19 protein-coding genes are annotated in these 18,888 nt (G+C 69.4%); 14 read left to right on the top strand and 5 right to left on the bottom strand.

Features of this window, described 5'->3' with window-relative positions:
- Positions 1–160: 160 nt before the first annotated feature.
- The 7 genes from ispG (at position 161) to MKK69_RS27570 (ending at position 8,330) form a co-directional block, all read left to right on the top strand.
- Positions 161–1,501, top strand: a complete 1,341-nt coding sequence (gene ispG / locus MKK69_RS27600) for a flavodoxin-dependent (E)-4-hydroxy-3-methylbut-2-enyl-diphosphate synthase (RefSeq protein WP_409564903.1) — start codon at positions 161–163, stop codon at positions 1,499–1,501.
- 483 nt (positions 1,502–1,984) lie between these two features.
- A complete protein-coding gene (locus MKK69_RS27595; RefSeq protein ID WP_243973345.1) occupies positions 1,985–3,994 on the top strand; it encodes a potassium transporter Kup in 2,010 nt (669 codons plus the stop codon).
- A gap of 64 nt (positions 3,995–4,058) precedes the next feature.
- Positions 4,059–4,304 carry a type II toxin-antitoxin system VapB family antitoxin gene (locus tag MKK69_RS27590; RefSeq protein ID WP_243973343.1) on the top strand — a complete coding sequence of 82 codons (246 nt, stop codon included), beginning with the start codon at positions 4,059–4,061 and terminating at the stop codon, positions 4,302–4,304.
- Positions 4,304–4,708, top strand: a complete 405-nt coding sequence (locus MKK69_RS27585; RefSeq protein WP_243973341.1) for a type II toxin-antitoxin system VapC family toxin — start codon at positions 4,304–4,306, stop codon at positions 4,706–4,708. Before MKK69_RS27590 ends, MKK69_RS27585 begins: the two co-directional genes overlap by 1 nt.
- Positions 4,709–5,071: 363 nt before the next feature.
- Positions 5,072–5,551 carry a (2Fe-2S)-binding protein gene (locus MKK69_RS27580; RefSeq protein ID WP_243973339.1) on the top strand — a complete coding sequence of 160 codons (480 nt, stop codon included), beginning with the start codon at positions 5,072–5,074 and terminating at the stop codon, positions 5,549–5,551.
- A complete protein-coding gene (locus tag MKK69_RS27575; protein WP_243973337.1) occupies positions 5,548–7,875 on the top strand; it encodes a xanthine dehydrogenase family protein molybdopterin-binding subunit in 2,328 nt (775 codons plus the stop codon). Before MKK69_RS27580 ends, MKK69_RS27575 begins: the two co-directional genes overlap by 4 nt.
- Before the next feature lie 74 nt (positions 7,876–7,949).
- Positions 7,950–8,330 carry a hypothetical protein gene (locus MKK69_RS27570; RefSeq protein ID WP_243973335.1) on the top strand — a complete coding sequence of 127 codons (381 nt, stop codon included), beginning with the start codon at positions 7,950–7,952 and terminating at the stop codon, positions 8,328–8,330.
- Positions 8,331–8,795: 465 nt separating this feature from the next.
- Here the strand turns inward: MKK69_RS27570 and MKK69_RS27560 are convergent, their stop codons facing one another.
- Together MKK69_RS27560 and MKK69_RS27555 are read right to left on the bottom strand one after the other, a co-directional pair.
- Positions 8,796–9,020 carry a hypothetical protein gene (locus tag MKK69_RS27560; RefSeq protein WP_243973333.1) on the bottom strand — a complete coding sequence of 75 codons (225 nt, stop codon included), beginning with the start codon at positions 9,018–9,020 and terminating at the stop codon, positions 8,796–8,798.
- A gap of 218 nt (positions 9,021–9,238) precedes the next feature.
- The gene (locus tag MKK69_RS27555) at positions 9,239–9,949 is read right to left on the bottom strand and encodes a Sir2 family NAD-dependent protein deacetylase (protein ID WP_243973331.1); all 711 of its coding nucleotides are present in this window, start codon (positions 9,947–9,949) and stop codon (positions 9,239–9,241) included.
- A gap of 363 nt (positions 9,950–10,312) precedes the next feature.
- On the opposite strand from MKK69_RS27555, the gene hydA reads away from it, so the two are divergent.
- The 5 genes from hydA (at position 10,313) to MKK69_RS27530 (ending at position 16,404) form a co-directional block, all read left to right on the top strand.
- Positions 10,313–11,740: a dihydropyrimidinase gene (gene hydA / locus MKK69_RS27550; protein ID WP_243973329.1), complete on the top strand. Its 1,428-nt coding sequence runs from the start codon at positions 10,313–10,315 to the stop codon at positions 11,738–11,740.
- A gap of 314 nt (positions 11,741–12,054) precedes the next feature.
- Positions 12,055–13,050 (top strand): ABC transporter ATP-binding protein, encoded by a 996-nt coding sequence (locus MKK69_RS27545; RefSeq protein ID WP_243973327.1) that lies wholly within the window; start codon positions 12,055–12,057, stop codon positions 13,048–13,050.
- Between the two features lie 16 nt (positions 13,051–13,066).
- Positions 13,067–14,329, top strand: a complete 1,263-nt coding sequence (locus MKK69_RS27540) for a PotD/PotF family extracellular solute-binding protein (protein ID WP_243973325.1) — start codon at positions 13,067–13,069, stop codon at positions 14,327–14,329.
- A gap of 247 nt (positions 14,330–14,576) precedes the next feature.
- Positions 14,577–15,509, top strand: coding sequence for an ABC transporter permease (locus MKK69_RS27535; RefSeq protein ID WP_243973323.1), 933 nt, complete (start codon positions 14,577–14,579; stop codon positions 15,507–15,509).
- 1 nt (position 15,510) lies between these two features.
- Positions 15,511–16,404: an ABC transporter permease gene (locus MKK69_RS27530; RefSeq protein WP_243973321.1), complete on the top strand. Its 894-nt coding sequence runs from the start codon at positions 15,511–15,513 to the stop codon at positions 16,402–16,404.
- On the opposite strand, the gene MKK69_RS31455 is transcribed toward MKK69_RS27530, so the two are convergent.
- Positions 16,301–16,561 (bottom strand): type II toxin-antitoxin system RelE/ParE family toxin, encoded by a 261-nt coding sequence (locus MKK69_RS31455; RefSeq protein ID WP_409564901.1) that lies wholly within the window; start codon positions 16,559–16,561, stop codon positions 16,301–16,303. The two genes, MKK69_RS27530 and MKK69_RS31455, sit on opposite strands and share 104 nt — an antisense overlap.
- Positions 16,551–16,826: a type II toxin-antitoxin system ParD family antitoxin gene (locus MKK69_RS27525; protein WP_243973318.1), complete on the bottom strand. Its 276-nt coding sequence runs from the start codon at positions 16,824–16,826 to the stop codon at positions 16,551–16,553. The genes MKK69_RS31455 and MKK69_RS27525 overlap by 11 nt, the downstream gene beginning before the upstream one ends.
- Before the next feature lie 92 nt (positions 16,827–16,918).
- Here MKK69_RS27525 and MKK69_RS27520 point away from each other — a divergent pair, with 92 nt between their 5' ends.
- Complete coding sequence (locus MKK69_RS27520; RefSeq protein WP_243973316.1) at positions 16,919–17,350, top strand: hypothetical protein; 432 nt, start codon at positions 16,919–16,921, stop codon at positions 17,348–17,350.
- A gap of 162 nt (positions 17,351–17,512) precedes the next feature.
- A complete protein-coding gene (locus tag MKK69_RS27515) occupies positions 17,513–18,205 on the top strand; it encodes a 50S ribosomal protein L25/general stress protein Ctc (RefSeq protein ID WP_243973314.1) in 693 nt (230 codons plus the stop codon).
- A 59-nt stretch (positions 18,206–18,264) separates the two neighbouring features.
- Here the strand turns inward: MKK69_RS27515 and pdxH are convergent, their stop codons facing one another.
- On the bottom strand, positions 18,265–18,888 hold the full coding sequence (gene pdxH, locus MKK69_RS27510; protein WP_313900891.1) for a pyridoxamine 5'-phosphate oxidase: 624 nt from the start codon (positions 18,886–18,888) through the stop codon (positions 18,265–18,267).

Here is an 18,888-nt window from a genome sequence, read left to right as displayed (position 1 = left end):
TTCGCGATGCTGTCCCGTGGGGCACCGGCTTGACGCCGCGCCGGGTCGTCCGCACCTCCCCCGCGGCAGCCCCGAAGTTCCGGCGCGGCGTGTCCCCGGGACAGGCCCGACGGCTCTGACGGCTCCGGCGCCTCGCGAGGCGCGCACGCGAAGGTCCACGATGGAAGTCATGGAAGCCACCCGTTCCGACACCGCCGCCGAAATCCCCGCCGCCGGGAACCCCCTGGCCGCGGGCGGCCCGGAGATCGCCGGCCCCGCGCCGCGCCACCGCACGGTCGGCGTCACCGTCGGCGCGGGTGAGGGCGCGGTCATGGTCGGCGGCGGTGCGCCGATCGTCGTCCAGTCGATGACCAACACCGACACCGCCGACATCGACGCCACGGTGGCGCAGGTCGCCCAGCTCGCCCGGGTCGGCTCGGAGCTGGTCCGCATCACCGTGGACCGCGACGAGGCGGCGGCCGCCGTGCCGAAGATCCGCGAGCGCCTGGACCGGATCGGCGTCCACGTGCCCCTGATCGGCGACTTCCATTACATCGGCCACAAGCTGCTCGCCGACCACCCGGCCTGTGCCGAGGCTCTGGCCAAGTACCGGATCAACCCCGGCAACGTCGGCTTCAAGGACAAGAAGGACACCCAGTTCTCGACGATCATCGAGCAGGCGATCAAGTACGGCAAGACCGTGCGGATCGGTGCCAACTGGGGCTCGCTGGACGGCGAGTTGCTCACCCACATGATGGACGAGAACGCCAAGGCGCCCCGGCCGATCGATGCCCGCGCGGTGATGCGCGAGGCGATGGTGCGCTCGGCGATCGGCTCCGCCGACCGCGCCGTGGAACTCGGCCTGCCGCAGAACCGGATCATCCTCTCCGCCAAGGTCTCGGCGGTGCAGGACCTGATCGCGGTCTACCGCGAGGTGGCGCGGCGCTCCGACTACGCGATCCATCTCGGCCTCACCGAGGCCGGCATGGGCTCGAAGGGCCTGGTCGCGGCCTCGGCGGCCATCGGCGTGCTGCTCCAAGAGGGGATCGGCGACACGATCCGCTACTCGCTCACCCCCGAGCCCGGCGGCGACCGGAGCGTGGAGGTGAAGGCCAGCCAGGAACTCCTGCAGACCATGGGGTTCCGCACCTTCGTGCCGATGGTGGCGGCCTGCCCCGGCTGCGGCCGCACGACCTCGACCACCTTCCAGGAGCTAGCCCGGGACATCCAGAACTGGATCGTCACGTCCATGCCGGAATGGAAGAAGACCTATCCGGGGGTCGAGGGGCTGAACGTCGCCGTGATGGGCTGCATCGTGAACGGCCCGGGCGAATCGAAGCACGCCGATATCGGGATCTCCCTGCCCGGCACCGGCGAGACCCCGACCGCGCCGGTCTTCATCGACGGCAAGAAGGCGATGACGCTGCGCGGTGCGACGCTCGCCAAGGATTTCGAGACGATCGTGATCGACTACATCGAGCGCCGCTTCGGCCAGGGCGGGACGCGCACCGCCGGGGAGTGAGGTTCGGGTCGCGGGGGAACGCGCTGCCCTGCGATTTTGCTGTCATGGCAACGCATATCCGCCGCGCATCCTCCCTCCCCTTTGCGGGGGAGGATTGCCCCCGAAAGCAGCCGGGAGAGGGGAGCCGCGGCGCAGACAAGGCTATGGCATTCAAACCTGCTCACCGCCGTCCTGAGTGCGCGCTCCCCTCTCCCGACCCGGCCTGACGGCCGGCCCACCCTCCCCCGCAGAGGGGGGAGGGAGCGCGCGCGATTCCTCTGAGACCCCGGCCTTCGATGCGCAGTTGCGACACGGCGATCTTCGCGTCGCACCCGGTTCCCGGCCGCCCGAGGCCGTGATAGCAAGGCGCCACGATCCCGTGAGCGGTCGGCCCGGTGGCCGGCCCGCGCGGTTCGGCGGAGTCTTCGCGTTTTCTGCCCGGCCCCGACTGGCCCCTGAGCCGAACCGCGAAGCGCCGGCCACGCCCGAGCTTCCGACATCCGCATGAGCCAAACCTTCGCACCCGGCGTAGCACCCCAGCCCGCGCCCGACGCGTCCGACGGCGCGCGGCCCGCGGCCGAGGGGGCCGACAGCCAGACCTCGACGCAGGGCCCGGCCACCTCCGGCACCCTCGACGCCCCCGAAAAAGCCGAGACCCGGCAAGGCCATGCGGGCTTCTGGACGCTGCTCGTCGGCTCCGTCGGCGTCGTTTACGGCGATATCGGCACCAGCCCGCTCTACGCGTTCCGCGAGGCCCTGGTCCCCGCCCGCACCGACGGCATCCTGCTGCCCGAGGAGGTGATCGGCACCGTCTCGCTGATCCTGTGGGCGCTGTTCCTGATCGTGACCGTCAAGTACGTCGCGATCCTGCTGCGCATGGATAACAACGGCGAGGGCGGCATCCTCTCGCTGATGGCGCTCGCCCGCAAGGCGCTGGGCGGCTCGCGCATCGTGTTCATGCTCGGGCTGCTCGGGGCCTCGCTGTTCTACGGCGACGCGGTGATCACCCCGGCGATCTCGGTGCTCTCGGCCGTGGAGGGCCTGAAGCTCGTCACCCCCGCCCTCGACGATTACGTGCTGCCGATCACCGTGGTGATCATCGTGGCGTTGTTCCTCGTGCAGAACCGCGGCACCGGCAAGGTCGCGGCCTTCTTCGGCCCGGTGACCATCGTGTGGTTCCTCGCCATGGCGCTGGCGGCGCTGCCGCATATCGCCCTGCATCCGGAGGTGTTCCGGGCGCTCAATCCCTGGCACGCCGTGGTCTACCTGCTCGGCCACGGCACCGGGGCGCTGGTGGCGCTGGGCGCGGTCTTCCTGGCGGTGACCGGGGCCGAGGCGCTGTTCGCCGATCTCGGCCATTTCGGGCGCAAGCCGATCCAGCTGGCCTGGATCGGCCTGGTCTTCCCGTCGCTCGCCCTCAACTATCTGGGCCAGGCCGCCCTGGTGCTGGAGAAGCCCGACACCGCCGATCCGTTCTTCCAGCTCGTGCCGGCCTGGGGCCTGCTGCCGATGGTGATCCTCGCCACGATCGCCACCGTGGTGGCGAGCCAGGCGGTGATCACCGGCGCCTTCTCCCTGTCCCGGCAGGCGATCCAGCTCGGGCTGCTGCCGCGGCTGGAGATCCGCCACACCTCCGAGTCGCATGCCGGCCAGATCTACCTGCCGCAGATCAACGGGCTGCTGATGGTCGGCGTCGTCCTGCTGGCGGTGCTGTTCAAGACCTCGTCGTCGCTGGCCTCGGCCTACGGCATTGCGGTGACCGGCACGATGCTGCTCACCGCCGCGCTGACCTTCCTGGTGATGTGGCGGATGTGGAACTGGTCGCCGGTGGCGGCGGCGGCGGCGATGCTGCCGTTCATCGTGGTCGAGTTCCTGTTCCTGCTCTCCAACCTGATCAAGGTGGTGGAGGGCGGCTACGTGCCCCTGCTGCTCGCGGGCGGGCTCGTGGTGGTGATGTGGACCTGGGTGCGCGGGGTCACGATCCTGTTCAACAAGACCCGCAAGACCGACGTGCCCCTCGTGGAGCTGGTCGGCATGCTGGAGAAGAGCCCGCCCCACCACGTGCGCGGCACCGCGGTGTTCCTGACGAGCGACCCCGAGATCGCCCCGGCGGCGCTCTTGCACAACCTCAAGCACAACAAGGTGCTGCACGAGAAGAACGTGATCCTCACCGTCGAGACGGTGGACACGCCCCGCTCCAACGAGGCCGACAAGGTCCGGATTGAGCCGGTGGGCCCGCATTTCTACAAGGTGGTGATGAAGTTCGGCTACATGGAGACGCCGAATATCCCGAAGACCCTGGTGCTGCTGCGCCGCCAGGGCTTCAAGTTCGACATCATGGCGACCTCGTTCTTCCTGTCCCGCCGCTCGATCCGGCCGGCGGCGCATTCAGGCATGCCGCTCTGGCAGGACCGGATTTTCATTACGCTGGCCAAGAATGCCAACGACGCGACGGACTTCTTCCAGATCCCCACGGGGCGGGTGGTCGAGGTGGGCACGCAGGTGACGGTATAGGAGCTGCCGCTGGTGTAGATTCGCATGGGGGATTATCTACATCGCCTGTCGAGGGCGAACCGGCATGCCGATCAACGTCAACAATTCCGAAGCCGATGCGCTGACGCGCCGCTTCGCCGCCATGGCGGGTGTGGGCATCACGGAGGCGATCGTCATCGCCATGCGCGAGGCGATCGCGCGCAGGCACCAGAGCGAGACGCCACAGGCGACCGCGGCGCGATTGCGCGAGAAGCATGGCATCACGCTCGACAAGGCCGCCCGGACGCCCCTTCCGCGGGAAGTTTACGACGCAATGTGGGAGCGCCCCTGATGTTCGTGGACGCCTCGGCGATCGTCGCCCTGCTGGCGGACGAGCCGGAGGCCGACCGGATCGCCACTGCGCTCGCCTCCGCCAGCCGGTGCAGAACCTCGCCGGTGGCGGTCCTCGAAACGGTGCTGGCCCTGGCGCGGCCCGACAAGTTCGACATGACGGTGGAAGCTGTCGGGCCGATCGTCCTCGAATTCCTCGAAGCCCGCGGCATCGAAGTTTGCGATCTTCCACCCGCCGACGCGACGCCAGCCCTCGCCCTGTCGGCGGCGCATCGATACCGGGCAGGCCGTCACGGTCTCAACCTCGGCGACTGCCTCCACGACGCGGCGGCGCGGTTCTTCCGCGTGCCGATCCTCGCCACGGCCGACGCGTTTCGCAAGACGGATCTGGAGACCGTTCCATAAACGGTCCGCCGATGGATTGATCCTCCGGGGGCGATTTACGGGGTGGGTGTTTCCAGCCGGCGCCCCCTGCTTGCAGCGCTTCTCTCCCCGCCCAGGCTCGATGATCGGATTGAGCCCGAGAGGCATGCCGCGTGCGGCGGCGCACGCGGCATGCCTCCGGCGCAGGACTCCGGCGGCCCGACGCCGCGACCTTGCGTTGCACAATCGTCCCGCGCTGGATTAGAATCATCTCTATTCCGAACCCGAAGACCCGTTCACCGGGTTAGCCCCCCATGGGCGGCTGCGTGGATCAGAGGAGTGGTCGGCGCTTCCGGCTCGGACCCGACTGAACGCCGCTCCGGCGCCGCCAGACAGGATGCATCGATGATCAAACTCACCGTGAACGGGGCTCAGCGCAGCTTCGACGGCGATCCCGACATGCCGCTGCTGTGGTACCTGCGGGACGAGCTCGGGCTCACCGGCACCAAGTTCGGCTGCGGCGTCTCGCTCTGCGGGGCCTGCACGATCCATCTCGGCGGCGCCGCGACCCGCGCCTGCATCACCCCGCTCTCGGCGGCCGAGGGCCAGGAGGTCGTCACCATCGAGGGGCTGTCGCCGGACGGTAACCACCCGGTGCAGGCGGCGTGGCGCGACCTGAACGTCGCCCAGTGCGGCTTCTGCCAGTGCGGCCAGATCATGCAGGCTGCCGCCCTCCTGAAGGACACGCCCAAGCCCTCCGACCAGGACATCGACGACACGATGAGCGGCAACATCTGCCGCTGCGGCACCTACCCGCGCATCCGCGCGGCGATCCATCAGGCCGCCGGCCAGACGGCCCCCGCCAGCAAGGGAGAGCGCCTGTGATCCACGACGCACAGATGATGGCGGATCTCGCCACGGCCAAGCCGGCCCTCGCCAACGTCAGCCGCCGCGGCCTTCTCGGCGGTGCCGGCGCCCTGGTTCTCGCCCTGTCGCTCCGCCCCGCCCGGGCCGACGAGACCCAGACCCAGGAGCAGAAGGAGCAGAAATTCGGCGCCGACGGCATGCCGCACGGCTGGCGCGACGATCCCAAGGTCTTCGTGTCGATCGCGCCGGACGGCACCGTGACGGTGACCAACCACCGCTCTGACATGGGCCAGGGCATCCGCACCTCGGTGGCCTTCACGGTCGCCGACGAGCTGGAGGCCGACTGGTCGAAGGTGAAGGTCGTCCAGGCCTGGGGCGACGAGACCCGGTTCGGCAACCAGGACACCGACGGCTCGCGCTCGACCCGCCACTTCTTCCAGCACTTCCGCCACGCGGGCGCCGCCGCGCGGCTGATGCTGATCCAGGCCGCCGCCAAGCAATGGGGCGTGCCGGCCTCCGAGGTGAGCGCCGTCAACCACACCCTGACCCACGCCAAGTCGGGCCGTACCCTCGGCTACGGCGCGGTGGCGCAGGCAGCCGCCGAGCTGCCGGTGCCCACCGACGTCACGCTGAAGGATCCGAAGGACTTCCGCTACATCGGAACCGGCAAGGTCGGGCTGATCGACAATTTCGACATCACCACGGGGCGGGCCGTCTACGGCCTCGACACCAAGCTCGACGGAATGCTCTACGCGGTCGTCGCCCGCCCGGCCGTCTACGGCGGCAAGGTGAAGTCGGTCGATGACAGCGCGGCCAAGAAGGTCCCCGGCGTCGTCAAGATCTTCACGATCGACGGCGGCGAGATCCCCTCGGAGTTCATGCCGCTCGGCGGCGTCGCCGTCGTGGCCAAGAACACCTGGGCGGCTCTGAAGGCGCGCGACGCCCTGAAGATCACCTGGGACGACGGCCCGAACGCCGGCTACGACACCGACGTGTTCCGCAAGGAACTGGAGGCCGCCGCCCGCAAGCCCGGCAAGGTCGTGCGCAACCAGGGCGACGTCGACGGCGCCATGGCCAAGGCCAAGACCAAGGTCCAGGCCGAGTACTTCGTGCCCCACCTCGCCCAGGCACCGATGGAGCCCCCGGCCGCGGTAGCGCGGGTCAAGGACGGGTTCTGCGAGGCCTGGGCCTGCGTCCAGGGTCCGCAGGCGGCCAACGACCGCCTGATGAAGGCGCTCAAGCTCCCCGACGACAAGGTCAAGGTGAACGTCACGCTGCTCGGCGGCGGCTTCGGCCGCAAGTCAAAGCCCGACTACGTGGTCGAGGCGGCGATCTGCTCGCAGGCCGTCGGCGGCGCGCCGGTGAAGCTCGCCTGGACCCGCGAGGACGACATCCACCACGGGTTCTACCATACAATCTCGGTGGAGCACCTGGAGGCCGGCCTCGACGAGAAGGGCATGCCAGTGGCGTGGCTGCACCGCTCGGTGGCGCCGACGATCGGCTCGATCTTCGCACCCGATCCGAAGCACGAGCTGCCGTTCGAGCTCGGCATGGGGCTGGTCAACACGCCGCTGAACATCCCGAACATGCGGCTCGAGAACCCCGAGGCCGCCGCCCATGTCCGCGTCGGCTGGTTCCGGTCGGTGTCGAACATCCCCCACGCCTTCGCGATCCAGTCCTTCGTGTCGGAACTGGCGCACGCCGCCGGCCGCGAGCCGAAGGAATACCTGCTGGACCTCCTCGGCCCCGACCGGAAGATCGACCCGACCGAGATCGGCGACGTCTGGAACTACGGCGAGGACCCGAAGCGCTACCCGATCGACACCGGCCGCCTGCGCGGCGTGATCGAGGCGGCCGCGAAGGGCGCCGGCTGGGGACGGGACATGCCCAAGGGAACCGGCCTCGGCATCGCCGGCCACTACAGCTTCGTCACCTACACGGCGGTGGCGGCCGAGGTGGAGGTCGACGACAAGGGCCAGGTGAAGGTGAAGGCGATCGACATCGCGGTGGATTGCGGGCCGCAGGTCAACCCGGAGCGCATCCGCTCGCAGATGGAGGGTGCGGTGGTCATGGGGATGGGGCTCGCCCTCACCTCCGAGATCACCTTCAAGCAGGGCCGCGCGGTGCAGAACAACTTCGACGGCTACGAGATCATCCGGATCGACGCCGCCCCGAAGGTGATCCGTGTGCACCTCGTGTCCTCCGGAGCCTTTGACGGCCCCCTCGGCGGCGTCGGCGAGCCCGGCGTGCCGCCGGTGGCGCCGGCCATCGCCAACGCGATCTTCGCGGCCACGGGCCGGCGGGTGCGGCAATTGCCGATCCGCGATCAGCTCAGCGCCTGAACCCGCAAGGCTGGTGAGACGTTGGGGGCCGCGGGGGATCCGCGGCCCCCTTTTTTTGGAAAGAACCCGATACGATGATGCGTTCCGCCGCCCTCACGGCCTGCCTGATCCTGACGGCGTCCCCCGCCCTCGCCTCGCCCTGCGGCGACCGGATCGATGGCGTCTCCAAGCGGGTCCAGTCCGAGCTGACCCAGTCGATCTCCGCCTCGACCAGCGGCCAGGGCAACGCCGCCAAGCGCGGCAGCGAGGGGATGACCGGCACGGAGGGGGAGCGGGCGAACGAGTCGCCGCAGGCCCCGCCTGAGAAATCCGCCCAGGCCGGACAGGGAGCGGACGCCGCCCAGCAGGCGAAGGTCGCCCTGGACGAAGCGCGCACGGCGGATTCGAAAGGCGACGCCACGGGCTGCGAAGCGGCCCTGTCCCGCGCCGAGCAGCAGTTGAAGAAGACGCCCTGAGGTGCCGAAGCCCGGCAGGGGCCGAGGTCACGGTTCCAAAAAGGTCCGTGACCCAGCCCTGTCAGGGTGTTTGCCCCGTAGGGTGGGTGAGATCGCGATCTGGAAGGGAGAAGCGCCCCTTGCCCGGATGCCTGGAACGCGATCCGGCGACTGTCTTGCGGGTGCGAGGCCGAGTCCCTGCGCTGAGGCCTGCCCGGATGCGCCAGGGCTCCGCCCTGGCACCCCGCCAAAGGGCTCACCCTCTGGAGTCCCGCATTGGCGTTCGATCCGCAGTGCTCACCGCCCGAGGGCGCTGATCTCGATCACGACGTTTCGGTGCCGAACCCGCGAGGCGTCGCCGTAGCCCGCTGCCGCCAGCAGGAATGCCCCCGGACCTCGCGGGGCTGCGCGGACCTGTTGCCCGGCCCGGCGAAACTGGCCTTTCGCGGGAGAGAGCCCCGGCGCGCGCCCCGGAGCGGCGCAGCCTCAGGCCGCCTTGGCCGCCAGGGCGTGGCGGTGGCCGCTCAGGCCGGCGCAGAGATCGTCGATCTCCGTGAGGTTCAGGGCCTCGCCGGTCCGGCCGGCGATCGTGTCGATCAGGTGGTCCTGGCGCGGGTCGAAGGGATGTCCCTGCATCCGGTAGAATTGATAATAGCGCAGCGCCGCCAGGACGGTGTCGCGCTCGCGGTCGGTTACGGTGAAGTGCTGCATGGGTCGTCGCTTCCCCTGTGGCTTCAACGAACGCCCGGGAGGGCCGCGATGCCGATCCCGAGCTTGGCCGTTGTAACCGGTGGGCAACGGGCCGAACAGTTCTTGACAGGTCGCGGCGACGTGATTCGCGTCATTTGAGATTTTGGTCCTCGCCGGGGAATCCCGCGACGAATCGAAAAGGCCAAGCGTCGCAAGCCCTTCCGGCCGCGCCGGACGCCTCACAATCCGAGATCGGCGAGATAGCGCGGCAGAGCCTCGCTCGCCGGCCCGTAGCGGGCCGCGTCGAACGCGTCGGCGTTGTCGGAGGGATCGAGGTTGATCTCGCAGGTCGGGATGCCGAGCGACCGCGCCTGCCGCACGTAGCCGGCCGCCGGGTAGACCGCCCCCGAGGTGCCGACCGCCACGAACAGGTCGGCGGCCGCCAGCGCCGCCTCGATCGCGTCGAGGTGCATCGGCATCTCGCCGAACCAGACCACGTCGGGCCGCATCCGGCCGGCGGTGCCGCAGGCCGGACAGGCCTCCGCCCGGCTCAGGTCCACCCGCCAGGGCGTGACCGCGCCGCAGCCGCAGCAGCGGGCCTTGAGCAGCTCGCCGTGCATGTGAATGACCCTCTGGGAGCCCGCCCGCTCGTGCAGGTCGTCGACGTTCTGCGTGCACAGGAACAGGGTCCCGCCCCGCTCGGTGAGACGCGCCTCGGCCCGCGCCAGGGCGACGTGCGCCGCGTTGGGCGCGGCCGCGATCACGCCGCGGCGGCGGTGATCGTAGAAGTCGAGCACCGTGTCGGGATCGGCCGCATAAGCCTCCGGGGTGGCGAGCTTCATGGGATCGAAGCGAGCCCAGATCCCGCCGCGGTCCCGGAACGTGCCGAGCCCGCTCTCGGCCGAGACGCCGGCCCCGGTCAGGACGAAGATCTTTTTTGGAGTGCTCATGCGGCGCTCTCCGCTGAAGGGCCGGATCTGTCCGCCGGCTGGCTGCGCGGTTTCTGTCGCGGCTCGGGCCAGGGCGCGATCCTGCCGGTCTCGTACCACCCGGGAGACACGAAATGTCTGATGGTGCGCTGCTGATCATCGATGTCCAGGACTCCTCGTAACCGGTCGCGGGCCCAGGGCGGAGCCCTGGGTGCCTTCAGAGGTTCCACCCCCGGAACCCCGCCGAAGGGCATGCCCTTCGGGAACCCGTGACCGCTCTGGACCCCACCGGACGGCTGTGCCCTCCTCGCATCGTCCGAATCGGCGCGGACGATGCATCGGCCTGTCCCGACAGGCGCCGGGTGGCGCGGAGGAGTGAGCGGCATGCCCGAATTCGATCTCGCCATCCGCGGCGGCACGGTCGTCACGGCGAGCGACACGGTGCGGGCGGATGTCGGCGTGCGCGGCGGGCGGATCGTGGCGGTCGCCGAGGGCATCGCCGACGCCGCCCGGGTGATCGACGCCTCCGGCTTGCTGGTCCTGCCCGGCGGCATCGACAGCCATGTCCACATCGCCCAGGATCCGGGCCCCGGCATCGTCATGGCCGACGACTTCGCCAGCGCCACGCAGGCGGCGGCGGCCGGCGGCAACACCTGCGTGATGCCCTTCGCGGTCCAGCCCCGGGGCGGGTCGCTGCGCGGCGCGGTCGACGCCTATCGCGCCAAGGCCGAGGGGCAGTGCCATGTGGACGTGGCGATCCACATGATCATCTCGGATCCGAGCGAGGCGGTGCTCGGCCAGGAGCTGCCGGCGCTGGTGGCCGACGGCTACACCTCGTTCAAGGTGTTCATGACCTACGACGATTTGGTGCTGAACGACCGCCAGCTGCTCGACGTGTTCCACGTCGCCCGGCGCGAGGGCGCCCGGGTGATGGTCCATGCCGAGGGCTACGACGCGATCCGCTATCTCAGCGACCGGCTGGAGCGGGCCGGCGAGACCAGGCCCTACGGCCACGCCCTATCGCGCCCCGAGGTGGTCGAGCGCGAGGCGGCCCACCGGGCCATCAGCCATGCCGAGCTGATCGATCTGCCGATCGTGATCGTCCACGTCTCGGGTCGCGAGGCCACCGAGCAGATCGCCTGGGCGCAGGCGCGCGGCCTGAAGATCCGGGCCGAGACCTGCCCGCAATATCTCACCCTCACCGCCGAGCACATGAAGGGGCTCGGCCTCGACGATCCGATGGCGGGGGCGAAGTACGTCTGCTCGCCGCCGCCCCGCGATGCGGAGAGCCAGGAGGCGGTGTGGTCGGGGATCCGGCGCGGGATCTTCGACGTGGTCTCCTCGGACCACTCGCCGTTCCGCTACGACGACCCGCAGGGCAAGCTGAACCCGCGTGGAAAGACCTCGTTCCGCTGGATCCCGAACGGCATCCCGGGCATCGAGACCCGGCTGCCGGTGTTCTTCTCCGAGGGCGTCTCGAAGGGGCGGATCAGCCTCAACCAGTTCGCGGCGCTGACCGCCACGAACCACGCCAAGATGTATGGGCTGTACCCGCGCAAGGGCTCGATCGCCCCGGGCTTCGACGCGGACCTGACCCTCTGGGATCCCAACAAGCGCGAGACGATCCGCCAGGAGATCCTCCACCACGGCTCCGACTACACGCCGTGGGAGGGGTTTGACGTCACCGGCTGGCCGGTGATGACCATCGCGGGCGGGCAGGTGATCGCCGAGGACAGCAGGGTGCTGTCCGAGCCCGGGCGCGGGCGGGTGCTCGACCGGGCGGTCGATCCGGCCGAACGGCGGGGCGGATGACGCTCCCTGGCCCGGCCCTTGCTCCGCGGAAACGGGCTTCAAAGATTGGCAGTCCGGATCTCCCACGCACCCTCCCTCCCCCCTCTGCGGGGGAGGGTGGCCCCTGCGTCAGCAGGGGTCGGGTGAGGGGAACCCGGCATCAGGAAAGAGCAGAGCCGTGGTGAGCAGCGCGTCTTTGCCGGCATCGTCGCTCCCCTCTCCCGACCCCCTTTGGCGGCCACCCTCCCCCGCAGAGGGGGGAGACGCGCGGATCCGGCCGCTCGTATGGTCCAATGGAGACGTGTGAAGGCGGTCGGGAAGCGGGGGAGCTTCGCATGAATGTCGAGCTGATCGGCCTGACCAAGCGCTACGGCGCGGCCATCGCGGTCGATGGCATCGACCTGAAGGTGCCGTCGGGGTCCTATTGCTGCCTGCTCGGGCCTTCCGGCTGCGGCAAGACCACGACCCTGCGGATGATCGGCGGCCACGAGCGCGCCAGCGCGGGCGACGTGGTGATCGGCCCGAAGGCGGTGGGCGACGCCGCACCGGCCGCGCGCGGCACCGCCATGATGTTCCAGAGCTACGCCCTGTTCCCGCATCTCGATGCGCGCGACAACGTCGCCTTCAGCCTCAAGATGCGTGGAATCGGCAAGGCCGAGCGCCGGGCCAAGGCGATGGCGATGCTCGACCTCGTCCAGATGAGCCACCTCGCCGGGCGCCTGCCGGCCCAGCTCTCCGGCGGCCAGCAGCAGCGCGTGGCTCTGGCCCGGGCGCTGGTCACCGGTCCGAAGGTGCTGCTGCTCGACGAACCACTCTCGGCGCTGGACCCGTTCCTGCGGGTGCGGATGCGGGTCGAGCTGAAGCGGATCCAGACCGAGCTGGGGCTGACCTTCATCCACGTCACCCACAGCCAGGAGGAGGCGATGGCGCTCGCGGACCTCGTGGTGGTGATGAATGCCGGCCGGATCGAGCAGGCCGCCGAACCGCGCACGGTGTTCGAGCGGCCGGCCACCGCCTTCGTGGCCCGGTTCATCGGCGGCCACAACGTCATCCGCCTGCCCGACGGGATGATCGCCGTGCGGGCCGACCGGATGCGGCTGGGTGCAGAGGCCGGCCCGGAGGCGCGGCCGGCGCGGGTGGTGGCGGTCGAGTACCAGGGCACCAGCGTCCATGTCGGCCTCGACGCCGACGGGCTGGAGCGCGCGCCCGAGAGCCCGGCCGCGCTAACCGCGATCCTCAGCGACGCCGCCTTCGCCGCCCGCCCGCTCAGGCCGGGCGACACGGTTCCGGTCGGCTGGGACGTCGCGGCCACCCACCGCCTCGACGCGTAAGGAGACGGAGACGACCATGGACCTGTTCCCGAAGCCGAGCCGGCGCACACTGCTCAAGGGCGCCGCGGTTCTGGCGACCACGCCCGTCACCGGCTTCCCAGCGGTGCACGCGGCCGAGCCGGTGACGCTGCGCTACCTTGGTACCGCAGTGAGCCAATCGGCCGACATCGCCCGGAAGGTGAAGGAGGATCTGGGGATCACCCTCGACTACATACCGGTGGTGACCGACGAGGTGACCAAGCGTGTCGTCACCCAGCCTAACGCCTTCGATCTCGTCGACACAGAGTATTTCAGCCTCAAGAAGATCATCCCGTCGGGCAACCTTCAGGGCATGGACGCCAAGCGGATCAAGCTCGCCGACAAGATCTCCTCGGTGTTCACCAAGGGCAAGGTCGCCGGCAAGACGATCGGCGACCAGGGTACGGCGCCCAAGAAGGTGTTCTACCTCGAAGGCCAGACCGGCAAGACCTTCGCGTCCGCGCCGACCGAGTGGCTGACCCTGATCCCGACCACCTACAACGCCGACACGCTGGGCATCCGGCCCGACCTGATCAAGCGGCCGGTGGAGAGCTGGAAGGATCTCCTCAACCCCGAATTCAAGGGCAAGGCGTCGATCCTGAACATCCCGTCGATCGGCATCATGGACGCCGCCATGGTGGTGGAGGCCACCGGCGACTACACCTACGGCGACAAGGGCAACATGACCAAGCCCGAGATCGACCGCACCATCAAGGTGCTGATCGAGGCCAAGCGCGCCGGCCAGTTCCGGGCCTTCTGGCAGGACTTCAACGAATCCGTGAACCTGATGGCCTCCGGCGAGACGGTGATCCAGTCGATGTGGTCCCCCGCCGTCACCAAGGTGCGGGCGCAGGGCGTGGCCTGCATCTACCAGCCGCTTAAGGAAGGCTACCGCGCCTGGGCCCAGGGCTTCGGCATCCCCAAGACCCTGAGCGGGAAGAAGCTCGACGCGGCCTACGACTTCATCAACTGGTTCCTGTCCGGCTGGGCCGGGGCCTACCTCAACCGCCAGGGCTACTATTCCGCCGTGCTGGAGACCGCGCAGGCGAACATGCAGCCCTACGAGTGGGCGTTCTGGATGGAGGGCAAGCCCGCCGAGAAGGACATCCTGGGCCCCGACGGCACCCTGATCGAGAAGGCCGGCGCCACCCGCGACGGCGGCTCCTTCGACCAGCGCATGGGCGCGGTCGCCTGCTGGAACGCCGTGATGGACGAGAACACTTACATGGTGCGCAAGTGGAACGAGTTCATCGCCGCGTGAGCGAGATACGCGCACACGGTCCCGCACCGGATCTCGGGCAAGCTCGAGACCCGGCTCCCTCCCCCCTCTGCGGGGGAAGGTGGCCCCTGCGTCGGCAGGGGTCGGGAGAGGGGCAGCGCGACGGTTCAGGATTCCACTCCTGTCGCACTCTTTCCGGAAGCGGCGCTCCCCTCTCCCGACCCGCTTCGCGGGCCACCCTCCCCCGCAGAGGGGGGAGGGATGCCGTTGCGCCGTTGAGGGCGATCCGGTGAACGACCTCGCCCTCCCCCACACGAGCGAAACCGTTGCCGCGCCGGTCGCGGCCGCCCCCCGGCACCGTCGGCCGAGCCTCGCCTATCTCCAAGCCGCGCCGTTGGCCCTGGTGTTCCTGGTCTTCCTGGTGGTCCCGCTGCTGCTCACCGGCATCGTGTCGTTCTGGGAGTACAACGAGTACGCGATCACCCCGGCGCTGACTCTGCAGAACTACGCCGACCTGTTCGACGGCTGCCTGTCGGCCGACCTCTGCACGACACTGCGCACCTATCTCTCGACCCTGAAATTCGTCGCCCTCACCCTGGCGATCACCCTGCCGCTCGGCTTTTCCATCGCCTATTTCCTGGCCTTCCATGTCCGCTCGGACACGGTGCGGATGGGCCTGTTCCTGCTCTGCACGATCCCGTTCTGGACCTCGAACGTGATCCGCATGATCTCGTGGATCCCACTGCTCGGCCGCAACGGCCTGGTCAACGACACGCTCCGCAGCCTCGGATTGATCAAGGCGCCGATCGAGGGCCTGCTCTATTCCGACTTCTCGGTGGTGCTGGCCTTCGTGCACCTCGACACGGTGTTCATGATCGTGCCGATCTTCAACAGCCTCGCCCGGATCGACCGGTCGCTGATCGAGGCGGCGCGCGATTGCGGCGCCTCGGGGTTCCAGACCCTCTGGAACGTGGTGCTGCCGCTGGCCAAGCCCGGCCTCGCCATCGGGTCGATCTTCGTGGTCACCCTGGTGATGGGCGACTTCGTCACGGTCGGCGTGATGGGCGGCCAGCAGATCGCCAGCGTCGGCAAGGTGATCCAGGTGCAGATGGCCTACCTGCAATTCCCGGCCGCCGCCGCCAACGCGGTGGTGCTGCTCGCCGCCGTGCTGCTGATGATCCTGGGGCTCACCCGGATGATCGACCTGCGCAGGGAGCTGTAGGATGGACCGCCCCCGCGGCTTCGCCTTCTACGGGCTCGCCGGGATTTTCTCCCTCTACGTCCTGTTCCTGTACGGGCCGACGCTGACGATCCTGGCGCTCAGCTTCCAGGGCCCGTCCGGCGGCCTGACCTTCCCGATGAACGGGGTCTCGACGCACTGGTTCGCCAAGCTGTGGGCGGGAGTCGGCGTCGTCGACATCTGGGCGGCGCTCCGGCGCTCGCTGCTGCTCGGGCTGGTGGTGATGGCGCTCACCGTCGCCCTCGCGTTCTATGCCGGCCTCGCCTTCCGCAAGGGGTTTGCCGGCGCCGGCTTGGTCTTCGCCCTGGCGGTGTCGAGCCTGATCGTGCCCTCGATCGTGGTCTCGCTCGGGATCGGGCTGGAATTCCGGCTCCTCGACGACGCCGTCAAGGCGCTGGCGGAGGCCACCGGCTGGGGTGTCCTGCAGGACCACGGCACCGTCATGGGCCTCTTCACGTCGGCGCTGGGGGCGCATCTCACCTGGACGCTGCCGTTCGGGCTGCTGATCATGTTCGCGGTGTTCAACCGGTTCAGCCCGGCCTACGAGGAGGCCGCCCGCGACCTCGGCGCCACCGGGGCGCAGACGCTCCGGCACGTGGTGGTGCCGATCCTGGCTCCCGCCCTGGTCGGCGTCGCCCTGTTCGGCTTCACCCTGTCCTTCGACGAACTCGCCCGCACCAGCCAGGCGATCGGCGGCCGCAACACCCTGCCCCTGGAGCTGCAGGGCCTGACCACCACGGTGACCACGCCGGAGATCTACGCGCTCGGCACCATTACGACGGCGTTCTCCGCCCTGGTGATCGGCACGGCGCTCGGCCTGACCGTATGGCTGCAACGGCGCCGGGCCCGGCGGGCGCTGGCGGGGCCGCGGCCGTAGAGGTCTTGGGCTTGGATACGGCCAAGTTCCTGCAGAGCCGTTCGACCCGGTCGATAAAATCTCCAGCGCGCTCTGGGCCAGACCTGCTCTCGATGTAGGCGTAGATGTCCAAGAGATCCGTACGCGCCAGCGGATGAAAATGGACGCTACGCGCCACGCTTGGCAGCTTTCATCCGCCCGGCGTGGTGGGCGCGCAGCTCGGCGAACACCTCATCGGCGGGAATAGCCGGCCGAGGATCGTCCAGCGCCTCCTGCAGCTTCTGTCGAAGGACGATATCCAACGCCGCCTCCTCGCGGTCGAGCGCTCGCAGACCGGCCCGCAGCACCTCACTGACGCTGGCATAACGGCCCGATCTCACGCGGGCGTCGACCCCCTCCTGCAATTCGCCGAGGGTTACCGTCACGGGCTTGCTTGCGCGCATCAATCAAGCTTCCTATGGCCCTTGCTGAACACGCGTATGACTTTATCATACTTTGACGGGCTGATCAGGAGCCTAAGTCGATGCGATCGTCATTGAAGGAGGCGCTCGAACGACGGGGGCAGGACCGAAACGAGGCCGGCGACCGCCGCCCTTCCGGTATCCCCATTGATCTCGTTCTGTGGGCGCCAGGCGCGATCGAGCATCCGGTCAGCCTTGTGCGGGCGCTGGTGACCTTCGGCCTGGATTTGCGCGAGGCGCACGACGTGGTCGATCGATTGGCTGCCAGGGAGAGCGTCGCCGCCACCCTGATCCTGACGCCGGAGAGCGAATCGTTCTTTTCCCTTCAAAAGCTCGGCGTGACCGCGGCTGCCCCGGCGAGAGATGCGACCCCGCCGACCGGCGCGACCGCAATTCCCGGGGATGTGCTGAGCGCGATCGATGCGTGGCGCTTGTCCAGGCCGGAGCAACCGACACGGGACGAGGCGATCCGCATCATCTTCCGGCGGGGCCTCGCAGCCGCGTAGTGCAGCCCCACCCAAACGTTGCAAATCCACCCCCATCCGTGTATGCGCACGGCGCGCCCTCCGACACCCTTGGAGGCAGGGGCGCACCGGGAAGGTCACAGCCGTCCGCGTCGGGCGGCTTTTTCGTTTTCCGGATCTCGTCATCATCTGAAGGATCACGCCATGAGCGCAGTCAAGACGCTTGAGGCCGTGGCACGCGACCGGGTCGGCAAGGGGGCCGCCCGGGCCGTTCGTCGCCAGGGTCAAGTTCCCGCCGTCGTGTACGGAGGCGGCCAGCCGCCGCAATCCATCGCCATCGACCTCGTGCGCGCCCGCACGCTGATCTATGCCGGCGGCTTCAAGACCACGCTGTTCGAGATCAAGGCCGGCGGCAAGACCGTCCGGGCGATCCCGCGCGACTTCCAGCTCGACCCGGTCTCCGGCGTCCCGCTGCACGTCGACTTCCTGCGCGTCGTCTCCGGCCAGACCGTCACCGTCGAGGTGCCGGTGCACTTCATCAACGAGGACGAAGCCCCCGGCATCAAGAAGCTCGGCGGCACCCTCAACATCGTCGCCCACACCCTGACCCTCGACGTCGCCCCGGACCAGATCCCGGACGCGATCGAGGTCGACCTGACCGGCCGCGAGATCGGCGACGTGATCCACGTCTCCGATCTCAAGATCCCGGCCGGCACCCACACGGGCGAGCCGACCGACCCGGTGGCCAACATCGTGCCGCCGACCGTGCTGGGCGCCGAGGTGGAAGCCGAGGAGGCCGCCATCGCCGAGGCGCAGTCGGCCGAGGCCGCCGAGGAGAAGGCCGAGGCCGAAGCCGAGGACGCCGAGGGCGAGAAGAAGGACGGCGAGGAGGCCTGAGCCGCCTCGCGCCCTGTCTGCACACCGAGAGCCCCGGCCCAGCCGGGGCTCTCTTCGTTTCAGGGATAGAGGCGCGCGGGGCTCCAGCCGTCACCGGTCCGGGTGAAGCGGACCCGGTCGTGGAGGCGGAAATCGCCGTTCTGCCAGAACTCGACGCTCACCGGCGCGATGCGGAAGCCGGTCCAGTGCGCGGGCCGGGGGATCGGCCCGTCGCCGTAGCGCTCGGAGAGTTCCGCCACCGCGCCCATCAGGGTGGCGCGGTCGGCGAGCGGGCGGGATTGCTGGCTGGCGATGGCGCCCAGCCGGCTCTCCCGGTGGCGGCTCGCGAAATAGGCGTCGGCCTCCTCCGGCGTCACCGGCGCGACCGCGCCCCGGGCGCGCACCTGCCGCCGCAGACTCTTCCAGTGCAGCACCAGGGCGGCCTGTGGGTTCTGCGCCAGTTCCTGGCCCTTGGCGGATTGCGTGTTGGTGTAGAATACGAAGCCCTGCGCATCGAAGGCCTTCAGGAGCACCACCCGCACGTCGGGCAGCCCGTCCGACCCGGCGGTGGCAAGCGCCATGGCGTTCGGATCCTCGGGCTCGGCGGCCTCAGCCTCCCTCATCCACGCGGCGAACAGCGCGACGGGATCGTCGCTCCGGGTGAAGTCCGCGCCGTGCGGGTCATCGGTCCTTAACTGATCCAC

The organism is Methylobacterium sp. J-026 (assembly GCF_022829585.1).
Classification (GTDB): Bacteria; Pseudomonadota; Alphaproteobacteria; order Rhizobiales; family Beijerinckiaceae; genus Methylobacterium.
The sequence above is the reverse complement of the archived record's forward strand: the minus strand, read 5'-3'. Positions and strand labels throughout refer to the sequence as shown.